The organism is Xanthomonas sp. SHU 166, from assembly GCF_000364685.1.
Classification (GTDB): Bacteria; Pseudomonadota; Gammaproteobacteria; order Xanthomonadales; family Xanthomonadaceae; genus Xanthomonas_A; species Xanthomonas_A sontii.
The window spans coordinates 1-494 of the sequence record NZ_AQOJ01001011.1; the positions used below are offsets into that span (position 1 = coordinate 1).

General features: G+C 73.1%; 1 protein-coding gene. It reads right to left on the bottom strand.

The window, feature by feature from the left end; genetic code table 11:
• Nucleotides 1-107: 107 nt before the first annotated feature.
• Nucleotides 108-494, bottom strand: a 387-nt coding sequence (locus D180_RS22295; RefSeq protein ID WP_017914510.1) for a glutathione binding-like protein, incomplete at its 5' end; no start/stop codon positions are given.

Sequence of the window (494 nt, forward strand, 5' to 3'; positions counted from 1 at the left end):
TGGACGGCAAGTTCGCCGGGGTGGAACGGCGAGGTCTCCAGATCCCAGCCGGCGACGCCAGCGGTCGGCGCGTTCATCGCGGTCTGCGTGCCGTCGGCCGGCAGCGCTCAGCCGGCCGACGCGCCGGGCGGCAGCGCCGGCAAGGCGACGAATCCCGGCAAGGCTTCGATCCGGGCAAGCCACGCCCGCACTTGCGGGTAAGGTTCGAGCGCGATTCCGCCTTCTGGCGCATGCGCGATGTAGGTGTAGCCGGCGATGTCGGCGATGGTCGGTTGCGCGCCGGCGGCGAACGGCGTGTCGACCAATTCCTGGTCGATCGCATCGAGCAACCGGGTCGCCGTACGCCTGGCCGCCGCCAGGTCGAGCGGCATCCCGAATGCGGTCGCCAGCCGCGCCGCGGCGGGCCCGTAGGCGATCGGCCCGGCCGCGTACGACAACCAGCGCTGCACCGTCGCTGCGCCGAGCGGCTCGTCCGGCAGCCACTGCGGATGGCC